Genomic DNA, 17,345 nt, shown 5'->3' on the forward strand with positions numbered 1-17,345 from the left:
TCACCTCTTCCGCTCCTGGTCCCACCGATTCTCAACGGCACGGGCGGCCCATCGCTGGGTTTTGCCCGTCACCTTCGTGATGAACTCGGCTTGTGTGAGACGCGGGTTACTCTCCCACCACTCCTTGAGCTCATCCGACGCGCGGGCGTAACCGATGCGGTGCGGGCCAGAGAACAGGCTCTCGTACGGGAGGTTCTGAGCGGCGTACTTCTTGTTGTACATGTACCCGTTGGTCGCCTCTTCGGCCGCGGCGATCTGCCGTTGCACCCATTCCCAGTACATCTCTCGGGCCTCGGCCCGGGTGATGCGGTGCTCGGGGCGGGCGTCGTCGCCGGCCTCCTCGGCGGCCTTCGCCGTGCGCTCCTCGAGGCGCTGCCAGTAGGCCGCGGCGGCCGGCGAGGTGCGGAACTCGGCGAACTCCTCGTCGGAAAGCTGCTCGATCTCCTCGTCGGTGAGTGCGCCCCAATCCCGGGACGGCGGCGCGGTGGCGTCGTCGTCGGCGGCGAGGGCGCCCCACAGGGCGGGGTCGGGCACGTTGCCCATGGCGTCGGCGAGGGCGTCGCGGTCGGCGAGCAGGTCGGCCACGGAATCGCCGGTATCGGCCGGCGCGGGGAGCGGCGGCGCGTTGGCGAGGTCGTCGCGGCGGTCGAACTCGTCGGCGATCCGCAGTAGCTCGCCCTCGTTGGCGTACTGCATGCACCATGCGAGCTCATCCTCGCCGAGCTCGGCGAGGTCGTCGCGCAGCTGCCCGCCCGGGAACAGGCGGGCGAGCGTGTCGCGGCGGTTGGCCTCGCCCGCGATCTGGGCGAGGGTCTGCTCGTCGGCGCCGCGGGCCCGGGCGGCGAGGTCGGCGTCGGACAGGCCGACCAGCTCGGGCGTCACGCCCGGAAGCTGCGCGGCGCGGTCGCGTCGGTCCATCTCCGCCATGACGCGCAGGGCGTCGGCGTCGTCGAGGTGCCCGTACGCGCGGGCGAGCTCGGCGTCGCTGAACTCGGCGAGGTCGTCGGCGAGGGTGCCGCCCGGCGCGATCCGGTCGAGCAGCTGCTCGCGGTCGCGGCGGTCGGCCTCCGCCATGATGCGGGCGCGGGCGCGGTCGTCGAGCAGCTGCGACCGCATGGCGGCGGCGAGCTGGTCGTCGCTCATCTCCCGTATCGACTGCTCGTCGCCGGACCACACGCGGGCGGCGTCGAGCTGGTCGGCCGTCGGCGGCGCGGGCGGGGGCGTACGGGGCGTGCCCTGCCTGCGGGTGCGCTGCTCGGGCGGGAGGTTGCCGGCGCCCTCCTGCTCGCGGGCCCGGTTGCGCCGTAGGTCGGGGTGCGCGGCGAGGTGCGACCGCATGGCGCCCTGCCACTGCCTGACCTTGCGCTCGGCGGCGCGGCGCTCGGCGGGGTTGAGTGCCCCAGCGGCGCGCCGCTTGTACTTCCTGATGTGCCGCTCGATCGCCCGCTGTCGCTGCCCTGCCTCGTACCCGTCCGGGTCGCTCTCGGCCTGCTCGACCGTGGTCAATCCGGGGGTGTAGGCCGACACGCTGTGCCTGCAATTGGGGTGCTGCAACCCTGCGACGCGGGCGGCCTCGAGGCTGCCGGCGACGCGCACGGGGACCATGCGGCCGTCTTCGATGGCGTGCTCGACCTCGACCGTGCGCTCGCTGTCTGGGCCGGTGAGCGTCAACACGCGGCCTTCCCACGGCCGGCACAGGGGACACTCGCGCGGTGCGTCGCTCACGATGACCAGCTCGATACCGGCGTCGGTGAGCGTGCGGGCGTGTGCCTCCGTCGCGGCCCGGGCGACCGACGTGCGTACGGCCATTTCGGCGTACGACGTGAGGGCCCATCGGCGGCCGGCGCGGTCCACAAAGCTGGTGATGCCGCGGTCGGCAAACCGGCGCATGGCATCCTGCGCGGCCTGCCGGCGGGTGCCGATACCGAGCAACGGTGTTGCGGTGACCTCCGCGACGATCGCCCGGAATCCGTCGACGACGGCGCGCAGAATCGAGCGGTGCGTCGAGGTGACCACCTGCACGGCCTCTTGCGCGAGGCGGTCGACTGCCTGCGCCTGCGGGGTCACGTCGTCGACCAGCTGCCGGGCGCGGTCGGACAGGGCGCCGAGCTCGGCGACCGCGGCGCGGTGCCCGGTGTTGTACGCCTCGGCGATCGCGTCGAACACGTCGAGGCGCACGGCCTTGCCGAGCTCGTCGACGACGCCCTGTGCGCCACGGCGCAGGGCTTGTACGGCGGCGAGTTTCCGCTCGGCCCAACCGGGCGCCTCGAGGCCGTCGGCGAGCTGCCGAGCGATGAGCCGCAACAGCCTGAGCTCGGCGTCGGCGTACAGATCGCGGGTCCGCTCGGCGAGGGGTTCGACCATGCCCGGGTGAATCGGCACAGGCTCACCCCCCGTCGTCTCATGCGGCTAGCGGGTACGTGCCGCCGGGGTCGCCCGGGTCGGGCGCGCCCGCTCCGGTCTCTGCAAGGATGAGCGCGACCTCGGCCTGTACGGCGTCGTCCTGCCATTCCGGGTGAAGGATCTTGACCTTCGTCGCGGTGCTGACGGCGCCCGCCCGGGCGAGCAGGTCGAGTGTTGTCGCCGTCTGCTGCTCGGACTCGGCCACGCCGTCGCCGAACTCCACGCGCGGGCGCTCGGGCGCGATTCCGGGGGTGAACTGGGCGGCGTCCATCCGCAGCATGACGTGCAGCATGTCGGCGACGGCGCGTCGCCAGTACCCGGCCTTCTTCTTCCGGGTGACCATGCCGCGCGCGGTGCGGGCGTCGACCTCCGTTGCGGTGGCGGGCTGTCCGTCGCCGTCGAGGCCGAACGCCTGCGCGTCGTACCCGGCGGTCTGCACGGCCTGTCGTACGGTCGCGTCGGCGGTGGCCTGGTGTTCGGCAACCCTGATTTCGAACTGGTTCAGGGTAATTCCGTTGCCCTCGTTCGGGGGCATCTTGAGGCCGTGCCACACTTCGCGGTCGTCGTCGAACGATGCGCCCTGCCCGGGGCCCTCGCTGCGCAAGTACCCGTCGGGCACGATGAGCCTCGCGCGGGCGAGGCGTAGGTCGCGCATCCAACTGGTCCACGTGGTGTCGAGGGCGTCGAACAGGTCGTGTACGCCCGCGTAGTCGCTGCGGCCGACGGGGCTCGAGCGGTGCAGCCTGTTGGGCAGCATGTTGGGCACGTACGCGGCCGTGAGCTGGTCGACTCCGGTCGTGATGGCCTGCTCGCCGTCGTCGGCGAGGGTGACCTGTGCGGCGAGGTCGGCCGTGTCGGGGTGCTCGGTGAGCGGCACACGGCGGCCGATCGTGTCGGGCCCGCCCTCGTACAGCGCATGCACGACGCGCCCCGGCTCGTGCCGCTCGACGTGCCGCCACACGGTGTTTTCGGTGCTGCCGGCGAGCTCCTGCCAGAAGTTGACGGCGCGCAGCATGCCGAACCGAAATTCGGGGATCGCGGCGTCGGGCTGCATGACGGTGAGCAGCGGGCGCGGTGCGAGCTCGCGGTCGACGATCACGCGCAGGAACACGCCCGACAGGGCGGCGGCCTGCTCCGCGGCGCCGAGCAGGGTCTCTTGTACAAACCCTTCGTCGAGCAGCTGCTCGAGGCGGGTCTGTGTCGCGGTGTCGTCGACTCGGATCGCCGGCATGTCGGCGAACAGCATGTCGGCGCTGGTGCGGGCAATGTCGCCTGCGAGGGGGACGTGTAGGCGCTGTTCGCGCTTGCGGGTGCGGTGCTCGGTCGAGCGGCGCCCCCACAGCTTCCGGCGCTCCCGGGTGTCCGGGTGGTGGCCGTAGATCCGCTCGAGGCGGTGCCGGTCGCCGCTGTACCACGCGTCGTCGAGGCGCATCTCGCGGTACACGCGCGACCACTGCGGCGGCGGCCATGGGGCGCCGTCACTCGGCAGTGCCATCGGTGCTCACCTCCTCGAGCGCGGCGCGGTCGAACGCGTCGGCGGCGGCGCGGAACAGGGCGGCGAGGGCGGGCGCGACGGGTTCGCCGTGCTCGAGCTCGAGGTCGCCGACGGGCATCGGGCGGTCGCCGACGACGACGGAAACGGGCAGGGTGATCATGCGGCGGCGTCCTCCTCTTGGCGCTGCGCGGTGAGCAGGTGCCGCCACTCGTGCGCCGTCGAGTGGATGACGTAGCGCAGGGCGTCGGCTGAGTGGTCGTCCACCTTGAGCGGCGCATCTTCGCCGCGTTCGGTGGCCTTGGGGTCCCAGCTGTAACCGGGGAGCTCGGAGAGCAGGCCGTCACAGGACCGGTGCACGAGTAGGCGGCCGGCGGCGAGCAGGCTCGACACGCTGCGGATTCCGTCGGCAACGTCGTTCGTGGCGCGGGCGAGGCCCGGGTGTCCGTCGGTCCACAGCTGCGTACTGAACGACGCTGCGCTCGGGTCAATGAACGTCCACTCGGGCGCCACGCCCGCGGGCGTGTCCGGGCCCGCGTTCGGGGGCCGGTAGGCGTCGAGCCACTTCCGCAGGGCGGCCGAGTACTGCGCGTCGGTCATGCTGCGGTGCGCGGTGCGGGAGTCGTGCCGCCACTCCGCACAGGCGTACAGGCGGCCGTCGGTGCCCTCGCCGAGCAGGATCGCGGCAAACGGGTTCGTCGTGCCGTAGTCGATACCTAGCCACGTCCGGCGCATGTCGGGCAGCTGGTCGACGACGTGCGCGCCCTCGTCCCACATGTCGTAGATGGCGCCCTCGGCGACCACCCACGCCCCATCGATCATGCGCCGTCGCCACAGGCCGACGTACTCGGCGGTGAGGTCGGCTATGTACTCGGGCGACAGGCTCGGGTTATCCGACAGGCGGAAGTGCCACGCCCTGAGATTGAGCTCGGCGGCGCGGTCGAGATACCCGGTCTTGAGCCAGTGGCGGGGCGAGTCGGGATTCGTCGTGGCGTAGAGACGGGCGCCCGGGACACTGAGGCGGGCGAGTAGCTGTGTCCAGAATCCCTCTGGTACGAGGGTTGCCTCGTCGACGTAGGCGAGCTGCGCGGTAAGGCCACGTAGGCGGCCCTCGGCGCGGGTGTCGGCGGCGCCGATGAGGTGCACGGTGCGGCCGAGAATCGTCGCCGTGGTGGCGCCGCGGGTGTGGTGCACGTGGCGGGCGAGGGGGCCGAACAGGGCGGCATCTTGCAGGGGCTCGAACACGTTGCGCTCGATGGTCTGCAAGCTGCGGCCACAGATGATGATGAGTCCGGAGGGGCCGGCCGTGGCGACGGCGATCACGAACGCGAGTAGCGAGGCGATCGTCTTGCCGGACCGGACCGACCCATGCCAGATGTTGACGCGCGCGGTGGCCTGGCCGATCGATCGCAGCTGCTTGCGGGACAGGGGCAGGGTGTCGAGGTCGAGCACTGCTCACCCCCCGTCGGCGCCCCCGTCGTCGCCGTCGGCTGCGGCCTGCTGCAACGCCTCGCCGAGCGCTCCGAGCATCGAACGCACCTGCTCGGCGTTCTCGCCGCCCTCCGCGGGCGCGAGGCGTAGGGACGTGGATACGGCCGTCTGCACGGAACCGATGATCTGTCGTTGGTCGCCGAATCGTGGGCGCTCGAGGTGCGTCTCGTGCCACTCGCCGTCGCGGCCGGCGAACTCGCCGACGGTGCACGGGGCGAACAGTTGCGCGCGCAGCTGCTCGGCGTCGTCCTGTAGGCCGAGTGCGAGCGCGGCGCGGCGGGCGGCGAGGTCGGCGCGGCGTACCTCGGTGGCGACGGCGACCTCGGCGGCCCGGTCGAACTCGAGGGGCGGGTCGAACGCTGCGGCGATCTTGGAAACGGTCGACGGCGAGCGGCGCAGGGTGCGCGCGATCGCGTTGCGGCTCTTGCCCTGGGCGTGGAGGGTGCGCACCTGCTCGCGGTCGTGGTCGGTGATTGGTCGAGCCATGGCGTCACCTCCTCGCGTCGGGCATGCGAAACGCCCCGCGGGCGCGGTGGCCTGCGGGGCGTTCGGTGAGCTGTGGGGCGGTCCGTTTCCGGGCACGCCGAAGACGCGCCCCACATTAGGTCACGGAATGATCACGGCGCAACTCGCGCGCGCGGCGCGGCGGCGCGACCGGACGGCGCACGGTGGGCGGTGGTGGCGCGCTGCTCCTCTCGGATGGTGTCGGCCACGCTGCGGATTGCGGCGCGGGCGGCGGCGCGGTAGTTGGCGAGATCGTGACGCGCGCCGGGGACGGCGGCGACCAGTGTGCGCAGGGCGTCGGCGAGGGCGTCGTCGACCTCGAGCTCGAGGCGGCGGCGCGGCGGCGCATCGTGGCGCGGCTCGGCGGCGGGTGCCGACGCGGCGGTCTGCTCGGCGGCGGCGCGCTCGGCGTCGAGTGCGGCGAGGTCGCGGCGCACGGTGGTTTCGCCTACGCCGAGTCGTTCGGCCATGGCGCGGTTGGTCATGGTGCCGCGCAGGGCGGCGACGCGGGCGCGGCGGGCGGCGAGGTCGGGGTCGGTAGTCTGGTGCTTGGCCATGTCGGGGTTGCTCCGATCGTGGTTAGTCGGGCCCGTCCGGCGGTGGAGTCGCCGCGTACGGGCCCGCGCTGTTGTCTGGGCTACTGCTGGTCGTCGGCGGACGGCTGCTCGGCCTGCTCGGCGGCGAGCTCGCGCAACACCTGGTAGACGCGCGACGGGGTGAGGCCGAGCTCGGCGGCGATCTGCGGCGGCTTCATGCCGCGATCCTTGGCGGCCTTGATGGCGCGCGGGGTGGCGGCGACGGCGGCCTCGCCCGCGAGGCGCAGGGCGCGAATGTCGTCGAGGGTGAGCACTTCGTCGGCGAGCAGGTCGAGCAGGTCGGCGAGGGCGTCGGGCTGGTCGGCGTGGCGCGTGTAGTCGTCTGCGATGTTCCGTACCTGCTCGAGCGGGTCGAGGTCGTACGGGTTGGTGTCGCCTGCGAGGGCCCGCTCGGCGGCGCGCTCGCGCTCGTACTTGTTGAACAGGTCGAGCATGTCGGCCATGAGTCGGGCGCTGGGCGTGTTGGTCACGGGCTCGCCTCGCCGGTTGAGCTCGGCGGCGATCCGTTGCGCAGTGCGCCGGTTGTGGTCGGCGACGGCGGGCCGGTCGGCGGGCGTGAGGCCGCGGGCGGCGAGCATGCCCTCGACCGCGGCCTGTTGCCCGGCGGGCGTCGTCGGCATCTTGTCGGCGTCGGCGCGCTGGTAGTGGGCGACGGTCGGCTCGTCGTCGCGCTGCTCGTCGGGCTGGTCGGTGGCGTTCACGTGTGCTGCTCCTGTCGGTGAGGGTCGGGCCCGCCCCCAGTCGAGGGCGGGCCGGTCGGTGGTTACTGGTCGGCGGTGAACAATGCGCCCTGCTCGGCGGCGCGGTCGAGGGTGAACAGGGCGTCGGTCGGCTGCTCGCCGATCCATGCGCCCCGCCACGTGCCGTCGGTGGCCTCCGCTTCGGTGACCAGCTGGGCGCCCGTGCGCCACTCGTCGGCGAGCAGGCCGTCGAGGGCGGCGAACTCGGGGCAGATCGTCGGCGTGGCGCGGCCGGTCGTGGGCGCGAGGTGCACGTCGGGGAAGTTGTGCGGGGTGCCGGGGTCGCGGTCGCACTGGTCGCCGTGCAGCGTGCAGCGTACGGGGGTGGCGGCGAGGTGGTCGTCGTGCAGGGTCACGGCGTCGGCGACGGTCTCGACGGCGGCCTCGACCTGCTCGGCGTGCGTCACGGCGTCGACGGCGTGCGCGACGCGGGCGAACTGGTCGTCGAGGTCGGCCTCGAGGGCGTCGGCGGGCTGGTGGTTGCGGACGTGGCGGCACGCGGCGCACGTGAGGACGGCGGCGCCGTTCGGGCCGGCGAGCTCGGCGCCGCAGTAGGCGCGGCCGGTGGTCTCGTCGAGCAGGTGCCCGGTTGTGAGGTTGCGCAGGCCGCGCGGCGCGTACAGGGCGGGCGCCTGCTCGTCGGCCGGCGCCTGCTCGTCGTCGGCGATCGCGGCGAGGGTGCGCATGTGGTGCCCCATGCCGGGCAGTCCGGCGAGGGGCGTCGAGGCGTGCGGCCATACGGCGAGGGCGGGCGCGGTGTAGCTGAGTCCGGCGAGGATCGTCACGTCGTCGGCGCGGTCGAGGCCGAGCTCGCGGGCCTGCTCGCGCAGTACGTCGGGGGTCACGCTGCCGGCGTCGCCCATGCGCATCTCGTACGGGGCGAGCACGCGGTCGAGGGGCACCAGTCCGTGAAGCGCGGACAGGATCACGACGGTGCCGCCGGTGGCGGTGAGCGCGGCGGCGGCGCGGGCACAGGCGCGGTGGTAGCTGCCGGTGTAGAGCTCGGCGGCCGGCGCGGGGCGGTCCAGCTTGGCGGCGCCACAGGGGATGATCACGACGCGCTGTTCGGCGGCCTGCTCGCGCTCGGCGTCGGCGGCCTCGACGGTCTCGGCGAGCTCGACGGCGGCGGCGGCGAGGGGCGAGGCGGCGGCGAGGGCGCGGGCGTACGCGCGCTGCTCGGCCGCGTTGATGCAACGGGCGCACAGGGCGTCGTGCCGGTCGTCGAGGCCGTCGGTGTACGCGGTGACCTCGCGCCCGCACAGGGTGTCGTCGTTGTTGCTGTAGTGCACGCGGCGGCCGGTGCCGACCAGCGCGTACCGCATGCCGGCGCGCTCGGCGAGGGTCGGGCCATCGACGGCGCGGCCGGCGGCGACCTGCTCGGCCTCGACGCGCTCGCGCTGCTCGCCCTTGGCGCACTGCTGGCACAGGCCCGTGACGTACTTCTCTTCGGTGGGCGTGGCCTCGAGGGTGCGCCCGCAGTAGCTCGCGCTCGTGCCGGGGCGGCGGTAGTGGGCGGCGCCGCGGCTGCGGGGGTTGGCGGGGCGGTAGATCGCGTTCATGGGGGTTGCTCCCTGTGTCGCTGGGGTGCCGGGTGGAGTCCGGCGGCGCCGTGTGGAGTACGGCAGGAATGCCACTGTAGCGGCTTGTGTAGCGGCTACACAAGCGGGTCGAGCAAAGGGGCGCCGGGCAATTCCGGCGCCCCTTGGGGGAGTTGGGTTACTGCCCGGGCCGGAACTCCTCGCGGTAGTCGGCGTGCCGGCCGTAGTGGGCGGCGAGGTACTGCACGGCGAGGCGTAGGCCCGGGGCCCGCTCGTCGGCGTTCCGCTCGGCAATCTCGTACATGTCCAGAACGGTGCGCCGGGTGGCGAGCTCGTCGAGGTCGGCCTCGCCGATGTTGGGCTCGGCCGACTCGATGAGATCGCGTACGGCTGCCTCCTCTTCGTCGAGGCGGGCCCGGTAGAACTCGATCAGATCGCGGGTGCTCATGGCGTCGAGTCTTCCGCCCGGTTGCGGGCGGCGTCGAGGGCGCCGAACAGGCCGACCAGCTCGGCGCCCCGCCACGTGCGCCGGCCGTGGTCGAGGATCGCGGGCGCCCCGCATCCCTCGCCCGTCGAGCAGGTCACGACCGGTTCGCCGCCGGGGCGCGTACGGCCGACCAGCTGCCCGCGGCACCACGGGCACGGGTCGTCGAGGGTCGTCGTGCGGCCGTCCCGGGACAGGGCCCGCTCGACTGTGCGGCGCGCCCGGGCGGCAACCTGGGCGGCCTGCTCGAGCAGGTACGGCGGCAACAGGGCGAACAGGTCGCCGTCGGTGTCCTCGCCGCACACGCGCCCCTCGAGCCACACGGCGGCCCAATGGAGGCCGTACGCGCGCGATCCGGCCGAGCTCGCCGCGGCCGGCCCGGTGTCGCGGTGCGTGGGCGGGTGCCATCGGGCGGGGTTCGTGGCGTCGTCGTGGTCGCGGGTGAAGCGGCCGTGCGGGTCGCGGCCGGTGCGTATGGGGCGCTGGATTGCGGCGGCGAGCAGGTCGGCGAGGTCGAACAGGTCGCGCTCGACGGCGATCGCGGCGTCGAGGGCGTCGAGGTTCAACGGGGCGGGGTGCTCGCGCAGGATGAGCGGCAACCGGCCGACGCGGGCCGCGGCCGACGGCTCGAGGTCGTCGTCGGTGCGGTCGGCGGCGGCGAGCTGGTCGAGGAATCCGCGGGCCTCGCGGGGCGGCCACTCGGCGGCCGGTGGGCGTTCGATCGCGGCGAGCAGGTCGCCCCACTGCTCGCGCACGGCGCGTAGATCGTAGATCGCCTGCACGGTGGGCGCGGTGGCGCGGTCGAGCTCGGCGAGCAGGGCGCGGCTGTTACTGGTCATGGTCGGCGCTCCTGGCGGTCGAGGGGGGTTACTGGCACTGTCCGTTGTCGGCGAACGGGGGCAGGGGCAACAGGTCGGGGCCGTCGTCGTGGTGCGGGCGGGGCTTGTTCGGCGTGGTCGGGGTCTTGCTGAGCGGCGGGCGCGGTGCGGGGGCCGGCGCGGGCCGTGGGGCGGTGACGCGGGGCGGCGCGGGGCGTGGGCTGGTGGCGGCGCATGCGGTCGACTCGCACGCGACGACGGCGGCGCCGAGCAGGACAACGGCGGCTGTGCCGGCGACCGCGGCGCGGGCGGGGGTGTTCATCGGGTGGCGCTCCTGGCGGTCGAGGGGGCGTAAGGGTGTCCGGGCATGTATCGGCCGGCGCAGTGCTTGACCTGCTCGCCGGTGCGCCAGTGGTGGGCGTCGTGCTCGTCGACGCGGGCGCACGCTTCGGTGACGATGCCGGGCGCCGTCTCGTCCGGCTCGGTGGCGTGCCACGGGGCGCCGTAGGTGGGCTGCTTGCCGGCAAGCAGGCGGCGCACGTCGTCGCGCACGCCCTTGCACACGTCGGCTTCGTACGCGGCGTCGACGTACCGGGCGACCGCGGCGAGGCGGGCCTCGAGGTCGCGCACGCGCTCGAGGTGGTGCCGGATCGTGGCGGCCTGTCCGTCGGCGGCGCTCCGGGCGGCGGCGAGCTGCTGCTCGGCACGCTCGGCGCGGTCGCGCGCGGCGCGCTCGTCGTCGGTGCGGCGGGCCCGGGCCTCCTGCCCGCACTCCTCCGGGCGCAGGCGGTAGAACATGCCGAGCTGTGCCCACACTCCGCCCCACGTGCGCACGCGACGGATCGCGTCGAGGGTGTTCTCGGCCTTGCGGGCGCGCTGCTCGAGGTCGGCGGCGAACCGCTTGACGGTGGCGAGCTCGACGGCGTGCTCGCGGGCCTGCTCGGCGAGGCGGGCGTCGAGGGTGTCGGCGCGGTCGGTGATCGCGGCCTGTGCGGCGGCGGCCTGCGGGGTGAGTCCGTCGTACTGGGCGACCGCAGCGAGGGCGGCGCCGAGCGTGTCGGCCTGTCGCACGCGGGCGAGGGCGCGCTCGGCATCCTGTCGGCCGGCGCGGGCGTCGTCGCGGCGGGCCTTCACGTCGTGCAGCTGGTTGCGGACGGCGGCGAGCTCGCCCTCGGCACGTTCGGCGCGCTGCAACAGGCGGTGGCCGAGCGTTTCCGAGTCGGACAGTTTCGGGCGCTGCTCGGCGAGGTCGCGCTCGAGCTCGGCGATCGTCGCCTCGGCGGCCTCGACGCGCTGCCGGTGCCGTTCCATGGCGCGCTGTTGCCCGCGCTCGCTTGCCCGGGCGGTGTCGCCGTCGGCGAGCTCGGCCTCGACGTGCGTGCGCAGTAGGGCGCCCTCGTCGCGGCTGAGTACGCCACGCTGCGCCCGCGACAGGAGTATCGACAGGGTGTCGCGGCGGGCGGTGCGCAGCTGCTCGGTTTCGGCGCGGCGGCGGTCGCGCTTGCGCTTCGGTGCGCGGCGGGTGGTGCTCACTGGGCGGCCTCCTCGGCGGGCAGCTGCTCGAGGGTGAACGTTCCTGCGTTGCGGAATCCGGCGAGGATCTGACCGGTGCCGGCGTCGAGGTCGACCTCGACCTCGACCTCGCTTGACGCGAGGTAGCGGCGGGCGTCGCGGCTCACCTGCTCGGCGAGGTCGTCGGCGTCGGCCGCGGTGAGGGTGAGCTGTCCGGGCGGCGGGGTGCCGTTGCGGCCTCCGTGGCGGCCGACGCGGGCGTACGTGACGCGGTACCGGGTGCCGGCGGCGCGGCGGGCGCGGGTGGCGCGGGCCTTTCGGCGGCACACGGGGCCGAGTCCGTCGGCGCTCGGCCGCTTGAGCGGTCGTCCGCACTCGGTGCACTCGGCGGGCTCGAGCTCGGCGTCGACGGCGGCCGGCGCGGTGGCGGTGCTCATCGGTTGTTCTCCTCGACGGTGGCGGGGGTGGCGGCCTTGATGGCGTCGGCGACGGCGAGTAGGGCGGACGCGGTGGCGAGCTGCGCCTGTACGCCCCACACGGCGACCTCGACCTCGAGGGGAATGTCGGCGCGGTCGGCGGTGCGGGCGGTCTCGCCGTGCAGATGGTTGATCAGGGTCACGGCGTGGTGGGCGGGGTTTCTGCGGCTCATCGGTCGGCCTTCCGGGCGTGGTGGGTGGTGTCGCCGTGGTGGGCGAGCTGGTCGAGGGCGCGGCATGTGGGGCACCACGGGTCGCCGCAGTTCTCGCGGGCGAGGCGCAACAGGGCGCGGTCGGCGCGGCGCCGTGCCGCCCTGCGGGCGAGGGCGGCCCGGGCGCGGGCGAGGGCGCTCACGCGGTGCGCTCGGCGCGGTGGATCGGGTGCGAGGGGCGCAGGGTGCAGCGTCGGCAACGGCGCATGTTCCGCTTCGCCCACTCGGGCCGGATCGTCACGGGGTCGGCCTCGTGGGGGGTCTCGCCCTCGTGGTCGCATCCGGGGCAGCTGTCGCGCAGTAGGCCGTACCCGTGGGCGCACTCGACGACGGTCGGCACGGCCGGCGGGGTGTCGACGGGCTCGGGCTCGGCCGGCTCCTCGAGGTCGACCTCGATGCGCGGGCGCGGGTCGTCGTCGGCCTGCTGCATGGTGGCGGCGGCCTGCTCGATCGCGGTCCGCAGCTTGCGACCGAACGCGGTGAACGCCTCGCCGAGCTGCTGCTGTGCGCGGGCGACCTGCTCGGGGTCGAGGGCGAACGGGTTCGGGTGCGGGCGCGGCTGCTCGCCGTCGGCGGGGTGCCGGTCGGCGGGCGTCGTCATGTCGGCGAGGCCGCGGGCGGCGCGGTCGGGGTCGTCCTGCGGCAGCTGGTCGCCGACGGCGGCGAGCAGGGCGTCGAGGCCGCGGGGGCGCGGCGCGGTCGGGGCGTCGTGCACGGGGCACGGCCGGCCGGTGGCGCGCGCGGTCGGGCACGGTGCGCCCTCGAGCTGGTCGGCGATCTGGCGCAGTACGGCGGCGGCGGCCGGTCGCGGCAGGGACGACGACACGTCGGCGGGGCCGTGGTTCGGCACGGTGACGATCAGACAGTGAGTGTCGAGGCTGGCCACGTTCACGGCGTCGGGGATACGGGGCATGGCGGGTTGCTCCTGTCGGGCTCGGTGGAGTCGAGGGGGTCGCGCGTGCGCGCGGGGGGCGCCGCGACCGGACTCGGCGGCCGGTCGCGGCGCGGTGTCAGAACGGGGGCTCGTCGCTGTATCCGCTGTGCTGCTGCTGGCCGTTGGTCGCCCACGGGTCGCCCTGCTGGGCGCCGTATCCGCCCTGCTGCTGGCCGTTGCGCTGTCCGCTGGTCTTGGTGACGGTGGCGGTGGCGTTGCGCAGGGACGGGGCGACCTCATCGGCGGTGATCTCGTACGACGACCGCTTGTTGCCCTCGCGGTCTTCGTACTGGCGCTGAATGAGGCGGCCGACGACGACGATGCGGGCGCCGCGCTGGATGGACTCGGCGACGTTCTCGCCGAGCTGGCGCCATGCGCTCACCCCCAGGAACAGGGGGTCGCCGTCCTTCCATTCGTTGGTCTGGCGGTCGAAATGGCGGGGCGTCGAGGCCATGCGGAAGTTGGCGACGGCGGCGCCGGACGGGGTGAACCTGAGCTCGGGGTCGGCAACGACGTTGCCAACGACAGTGATCGTGGTCTCTCCGGCCATTAGGCGGCGGTCCTCTCGAGGGTCGGGGCGGTGAGGGTGGCGACGGGGGCGAGGTGCTGCTCGCCGCGGGCCCGGGCGCGCTTGCATGCGCGGCACTTCCGGCCTCCGTCGGAGCCGCGGTAGGTGTTGGCGGCGTCGTAGGCGTGGCCTGCGGGGCAGTGCGTCTTGCGCGCGTTGGCGGCGGTCGGGCCGGTGCTGCGCAGGGTGTTGGTGCGGTGGTCGACGGCCTCGAGGTGGCGCTCGTTCACGCAGTCGCGGCGGCGGCACTTGTGGTCGACCTCGAGGCCGTCGGGTATGGGGCCGTTGGCCTGCTCGTAGGCGTAGCGGTGAGCGCGGACCATGCGGCCGGCGTGCCAGAACTTCCCGTAGTGCTCGCCGAACTGTCCGGCGCGGTCGTCGACGGTGCCGCCGGTCCACAGGTGGCAGGGCCCGGGTGCGCCGCGGTACAGGCTCACGGGGCCGGCGGTGTTCACCTTGGCGGCGAACCGTTTTGCGGCGGTCGGGCGGCTCATCGGCGGGGCCTCCGGGATGTACGGGGGTGTTGGCCTGGATGTTCTTTTCCGACAGATCATCTATCTGTCAGGACAGAAAGTTACCGGGCAGGGGGGTGCGCTGGTCTGCTCGAGGGCACCCCCCGGCCGGTCGTTATCCGTTCGTGACGAACGCGTGTGCGGGTGTCTCGCGGGCGTTGTCGACCTCGACGGGCGCGAGGGTCCATCCGTCCCGTGCGAGGGCGTCGACGACGGCCTGTGCCTCGTCGTCGGGGTGCTCGAGGCGGGCGTCGACCAGCGCGGCGCGCAGCACGGCGAGGGCGGCGGCCGGCGGGTTCATCGCTGCGCCCCGGTGACGTGGCGGGCGCGCTGCCGGTGCTCGGGCCGGACGATCGCGGGCGGCGTCATGAGCTCGCGGGCGTGCGTCGTGGCCTCCGCGGCAAGGCGACGGCGGCGGCGGTCGGCGCGCAGCTGCTCGAGGCGGGCCGCGTCGGCGGCGGCCTGCGCGGCTTCCCGGGCGGCGCGCGCGGCCTGCTCGGCGGCGCGGCGCTCGGCGACGATCGCGGGGCCGTCGAGCTCGCGCACGGTGCGCCACTGGTTGCGCCCGCGGTGCTCCTCGAGGACGACGTACGCGCCCTGCTCGGCGTACTCGCGGGCCATGCGGCGGGCCTTGGCCTTGTCGGGCGTCGTCCGGATCGCGGGCCGGTCGGGGCGGGCGTCCCATGACGCGGTGACGCGGTATCCGCGGCTGTTGGGGGTGTGGTCACCCGCGACGGCACGACGGCGGTACGGGCGGTCGGGGTGCTTGGCGTTGCGGTTCACGCGGACTGCTCCTGTCGGGCGTGCTGTCGGGCGGTGGCGTCGTCGATACGGCAGGGGTGCGGGTCGCGGCGGACACGCGCGCGGTTCTTGCCCATGCGGCACGGCTTGCCGGGCGGGGTCTGGCACCACGTGCACGCCACGTCGAGCGGGTCGGGCAAGCCGTGCTGCGCGAGGGCTTCGCGCTGGGCGCGTATGGGCCGGTAGTCGCGCAGCAGCTCGGCGGCCTCGTCCGGGATGCGGCGGCCGATCGCGGCGAGGCGGGCGGCGACTTCGGGGGCGGGCCCGCCGGTGAGGGCGGGCGGCGCGGTCGCGGGGGCGCGGCCCATGAGCTGATCGACGCTCTGCGGGGCGATCCGGCCGTCGCCGACGGCGGCGAGCAGGGCGCGGCGGCGCTCGGCCGACTCCTGCCCGGTCTCGCCGACTCGGCCCTCGTACATCACGTTCGCCCGCTCGATGCGGTCGGCGCGTATCTTCGCGCGCTGCTTGAGCACGTGGGCGGGGGTGAGCCACTTGTCGGTTTCGGCGTAGTGCTGGGCGACGGCGGCGCGGGCGTCGTCGTCGAGGGGTATCGCGTTGAGCGCGGCGCCCCATGCGCGGGCGTCGGCCTCGCCGACGGTGCGGCGGTCGAACGCGGCGGCGAGGGTCAACAGCTCGGCGGCGTCGGCGGGGGTCACTGTGCAGCCTCCTGTGCGCGCAGGCGGGCGGCGAGCTCCATACCCGCGGCGACGCGCTGATCGGTGGTCGAGGGGCGGGCGGCGCGGTCGAGGGGGATCACCTCGGCGCCGACGGCGGGCCGTTTCAGCTCGGCAAGGGCGAACTGAAGCGTGCCGCCGGTGATCGGCTTGGACAGGTCGCCGAGTCGGGCGAGGGCGGGCCACAGGGTGTCGACCTCGAGGCCGTTGCCGAGCGCGTCGGCGATCGCCCGCCCGACGTTCGTGCGACTCTGCGCCGTCTGCCGGCCGTAGGTCTCCCACCATCGGGCGAGCAGCTGCTCGGCGGGGCCTGCCGGACCGCGGGGGGTAGGGGGGTTAGTACTCCCGTAGGGAGTACTAGGGGTCGGGTCGGGTCGGGGGGACCGTGACGGGTGCGCGCCGTCACGCTGTGACGTGCCGCCGTGACCTGCGGACTCTTCCCAAAACGCACCCTGATTCGGGCCGCGTTCGAGATTTTCCGTCGACGATCCGTCGTCGAATCGGCCGCGATTCGTCGGCGATTCCGAGCGATTTTGGCGGTCGGCGCGCTCCTCGGCGGCACGCTCGCGGGCCCGCTGCTGGCGCTCGGCCGCGGCGGCGCGCTTGGCCTCGGTCTTCTCGCGGGTCGGGTTGTACGTCAGAAAGTCGTGTATCTGGTAGTCGCCCGCGGGCGGCTGCGGGCAACGCGGGCAGTCGTGGCCGTGCGGGTGCCACAGTCCGGCGGCGACCAGCTTCCGGGCCTGCGGCGCGGTGCCGTACAGCTGGGCGACGACGCCCGGCACGGTGCCTTCCGTGAGGTGCTGGGCGGCGTAGGCGCCGCACCGTACCCACAGGCCGAGCGCGGCATTACCCGCTTTCAGGATCTTGGGGTTGGCGTGCGCGGTGTCGTCGACTTTGAACCATGGCACGGGGGTTGCTCCTGTTCGGGTGGTGCGGGGCGCCCGGGGCGAGGGGCGCGCGGCTCGTCCTCGCCCCGGGGCCGGTTCACGGGGTGCGGCGGCGCAGGGTGCGGGCGGGCTGGTGCTCGTCGCACCGCGGACCGCACGGGTAGGGGCGCACGTCGTCGTCACGGCACTGGGGGTTGCCGTGCTCGCAACTCGGTTTGCTCGACAGGCGGTTGCACTCGGCGCAGTACCGCTTGCCGTCGGCGCGGTGGCGGGCGTGCTGCTCCTCGTCGTGGTCGCACGACCATGCGCGGTGCGTCACGCCCGTGATGCCGGCGAGGGCGGCACGGTCGCGCTGGCGGGTGGCGCCGTCGTCGACGTGCGCGGGCTCGCAGCACTGCGGGTGCTCGCACGACGGGCGGGCGGGCCCGTCGGGGTTGCGGCCGGTGCGCAGGATGAACGCGGCCTGATAGGCGGTGTAGTCGCGGCCACGGTGGCGGAACCTGCCGGCGCGGCCCTTGGTCGGGGCGCTCCACTCGCGGTGTCCGCCCTCGACCTCGCGCGTGCGCAAGGTGAACTGTGCGGCGAGGCCGCGGGGGATACCGGGCCGCTCGACCTCGACGGCGATCTGTCCGGGGATCGGGTCCGGGGTCGGCTGGCTGACGGTGCGCTCGAGTTGTTCCCAAGTCATCACGGGGGGGTGCTC

The 17,345-nt window shown here is 74.2% G+C and carries 23 protein-coding genes; all 23 read right to left on the minus strand.

Annotated features, from left to right (window positions below):
* Positions 1-2,364 (minus strand): phage minor capsid protein, encoded by a 2,364-nt coding sequence (locus RI578_RS22750; protein ID WP_310872787.1) that lies wholly within the window; start codon positions 2,362-2,364, stop codon positions 1-3.
* A 37-nt stretch (positions 2,365-2,401) separates the two neighbouring features.
* Positions 2,402-3,898 (minus strand): phage portal protein, encoded by a 1,497-nt coding sequence (locus RI578_RS22755; protein WP_310872788.1) that lies wholly within the window; start codon positions 3,896-3,898, stop codon positions 2,402-2,404.
* Positions 3,882-4,058, minus strand: coding sequence for a hypothetical protein (locus RI578_RS22760; protein ID WP_310872789.1), 177 nt, complete (start codon positions 4,056-4,058; stop codon positions 3,882-3,884). The genes RI578_RS22755 and RI578_RS22760 overlap by 17 nt, the downstream gene beginning before the upstream one ends.
* Positions 4,055-5,347, minus strand: coding sequence for a PBSX family phage terminase large subunit (locus tag RI578_RS22765; protein ID WP_310872790.1), 1,293 nt, complete (start codon positions 5,345-5,347; stop codon positions 4,055-4,057). The genes RI578_RS22760 and RI578_RS22765 overlap by 4 nt, the downstream gene beginning before the upstream one ends.
* 3 nt (positions 5,348-5,350) lie before the next feature.
* Positions 5,351-5,872 (minus strand): helix-turn-helix domain-containing protein, encoded by a 522-nt coding sequence (locus tag RI578_RS22770; protein WP_310872791.1) that lies wholly within the window; start codon positions 5,870-5,872, stop codon positions 5,351-5,353.
* 131 nt (positions 5,873-6,003) lie between these two features.
* Complete coding sequence (locus tag RI578_RS22775) at positions 6,004-6,447, minus strand: DeoR family transcriptional regulator (protein ID WP_310872792.1); 444 nt, start codon at positions 6,445-6,447, stop codon at positions 6,004-6,006.
* 80 nt (positions 6,448-6,527) lie between these two features.
* Positions 6,528-7,187, minus strand: coding sequence for a helix-turn-helix domain-containing protein (locus tag RI578_RS22780; protein ID WP_310872793.1), 660 nt, complete (start codon positions 7,185-7,187; stop codon positions 6,528-6,530).
* 62 nt (positions 7,188-7,249) lie between these two features.
* Positions 7,250-8,785, minus strand: coding sequence for a DUF6884 domain-containing protein (locus tag RI578_RS22785; protein ID WP_310872794.1), 1,536 nt, complete (start codon positions 8,783-8,785; stop codon positions 7,250-7,252).
* A 157-nt stretch (positions 8,786-8,942) separates the two neighbouring features.
* A complete protein-coding gene (locus RI578_RS22790) occupies positions 8,943-9,212 on the minus strand; it encodes a DUF6221 family protein (RefSeq protein ID WP_310872795.1) in 270 nt (89 codons plus the stop codon).
* Positions 9,209-10,087 (minus strand): hypothetical protein, encoded by an 879-nt coding sequence (locus tag RI578_RS22795; RefSeq protein WP_310872796.1) that lies wholly within the window; start codon positions 10,085-10,087, stop codon positions 9,209-9,211. The genes RI578_RS22790 and RI578_RS22795 overlap by 4 nt, the downstream gene beginning before the upstream one ends.
* 28 nt (positions 10,088-10,115) lie before the next feature.
* Positions 10,116-10,388, minus strand: a complete 273-nt coding sequence (locus RI578_RS22800; protein WP_310872797.1) for a hypothetical protein — start codon at positions 10,386-10,388, stop codon at positions 10,116-10,118.
* Positions 10,385-11,599, minus strand: coding sequence for a hypothetical protein (locus RI578_RS22805; RefSeq protein WP_310872798.1), 1,215 nt, complete (start codon positions 11,597-11,599; stop codon positions 10,385-10,387). Before RI578_RS22805 ends, RI578_RS22800 begins: the two co-directional genes overlap by 4 nt.
* Positions 11,596-12,015 carry a hypothetical protein gene (locus RI578_RS22810; protein WP_310872799.1) on the minus strand — a complete coding sequence of 140 codons (420 nt, stop codon included), beginning with the start codon at positions 12,013-12,015 and terminating at the stop codon, positions 11,596-11,598. Before RI578_RS22810 ends, RI578_RS22805 begins: the two co-directional genes overlap by 4 nt.
* Complete coding sequence (locus RI578_RS22815) at positions 12,012-12,227, minus strand: hypothetical protein (RefSeq protein WP_310872800.1); 216 nt, start codon at positions 12,225-12,227, stop codon at positions 12,012-12,014. Before RI578_RS22815 ends, RI578_RS22810 begins: the two co-directional genes overlap by 4 nt.
* Positions 12,224-12,409, minus strand: coding sequence for a hypothetical protein (locus tag RI578_RS22820; RefSeq protein WP_310872801.1), 186 nt, complete (start codon positions 12,407-12,409; stop codon positions 12,224-12,226). Before RI578_RS22820 ends, RI578_RS22815 begins: the two co-directional genes overlap by 4 nt.
* The gene (locus tag RI578_RS22825) at positions 12,406-13,179 is read right to left on the minus strand and encodes a hypothetical protein (RefSeq protein WP_310872802.1); all 774 of its coding nucleotides are present in this window, start codon (positions 13,177-13,179) and stop codon (positions 12,406-12,408) included. The genes RI578_RS22820 and RI578_RS22825 overlap by 4 nt, the downstream gene beginning before the upstream one ends.
* Positions 13,180-13,276: 97 nt before the next feature.
* Complete coding sequence (locus RI578_RS22830; protein WP_310872803.1) at positions 13,277-13,750, minus strand: single-stranded DNA-binding protein; 474 nt, start codon at positions 13,748-13,750, stop codon at positions 13,277-13,279.
* Positions 13,750-14,262: an HNH endonuclease signature motif containing protein gene (locus RI578_RS22835; protein WP_310872804.1), complete on the minus strand. Its 513-nt coding sequence runs from the start codon at positions 14,260-14,262 to the stop codon at positions 13,750-13,752. The genes RI578_RS22830 and RI578_RS22835 overlap by 1 nt, the downstream gene beginning before the upstream one ends.
* A 133-nt stretch (positions 14,263-14,395) precedes the next feature.
* The gene (locus RI578_RS22840; protein WP_310872805.1) at positions 14,396-14,581 is read right to left on the minus strand and encodes a hypothetical protein; all 186 of its coding nucleotides are present in this window, start codon (positions 14,579-14,581) and stop codon (positions 14,396-14,398) included.
* A complete protein-coding gene (locus RI578_RS22845; protein ID WP_310872806.1) occupies positions 14,578-15,063 on the minus strand; it encodes a hypothetical protein in 486 nt (161 codons plus the stop codon). The genes RI578_RS22840 and RI578_RS22845 overlap by 4 nt, the downstream gene beginning before the upstream one ends.
* Positions 15,060-15,737, minus strand: a complete 678-nt coding sequence (locus tag RI578_RS22850; protein ID WP_310872807.1) for a hypothetical protein — start codon at positions 15,735-15,737, stop codon at positions 15,060-15,062. The genes RI578_RS22845 and RI578_RS22850 overlap by 4 nt, the downstream gene beginning before the upstream one ends.
* Entirely contained in the window at positions 15,734-16,663 is a 930-nt protein-coding gene (locus RI578_RS22855) for a mucin-2 (RefSeq protein ID WP_310872808.1), read from the minus strand. The genes RI578_RS22850 and RI578_RS22855 overlap by 4 nt, the downstream gene beginning before the upstream one ends.
* 76 nt (positions 16,664-16,739) lie before the next feature.
* Positions 16,740-17,330: a hypothetical protein gene (locus tag RI578_RS22860; protein ID WP_310872809.1), complete on the minus strand. Its 591-nt coding sequence runs from the start codon at positions 17,328-17,330 to the stop codon at positions 16,740-16,742.
* Positions 17,331-17,345: the final 15 nt, after the last annotated feature.

The sequence above is a fragment of the Streptomyces sp. BB1-1-1 genome (genome assembly GCF_031597775.1).
Taxonomy (GTDB): domain Bacteria; phylum Actinomycetota; class Actinomycetes; order Streptomycetales; family Streptomycetaceae; genus Streptomyces; species Streptomyces thinghirensis.